This window comes from Autumnicola tepida (assembly GCF_031846485.1).
Lineage (GTDB): Bacteria > Bacteroidota > Bacteroidia > Flavobacteriales > Flavobacteriaceae > Autumnicola > Autumnicola tepida.
Genome location: NZ_JAVRHQ010000119.1, coordinates 1 through 455 on the forward strand (window position 1 = coordinate 1; position 455 = coordinate 455).

General features: G+C 41.1%; 1 protein-coding gene. It reads left to right on the forward strand.

The window, feature by feature from the left end:
- Nucleotides 1–423 (forward strand): transposase (locus tag RM553_RS19625; RefSeq protein ID WP_311536655.1); only part of this gene is annotated, 423 nt, incomplete at its 5' end.
- Nucleotides 424–455: the final 32 nt, after the last annotated feature.

Here is a 455-nt window from a genome sequence, read left to right on the forward strand (position 1 = left end):
CGCGATCAGCTACATTACAATGAAAAGGAAGATTATTACGTATGTCCAATAGGGCAACGAATGGATAAAATAGCTGAAGGGAAGAAAACCACCAAATCAGGTTACAAGCAAACCTACAGTAAGTATAGGGCGAAGAATTGTACAGGCTGTCCCATCAGGGGTGCCTGTTTTAAAGGAAAGAATAAGCGGGTTGTAGAGCGAAACCATACGCTGGAACATTACAAGCAAAAGGCACGGGAGGATCTTTTATCTGAAATAGGTCAAGCCAAGCTAAAAAAACGAACGGCCGATGTTGAGCCGGTCTTTGCTCATGTCAAACACAATCGAAATTTTAAAAGATTTACCCATCGTGGACTGGAAAAAGTGGAATTAGAGTTCGGATTACACGCCCTGGCACACAACATTAGAAAGAAGAGTGCATAAAATCACTCTCTTTTACTTTTTCAGGAGAAAAT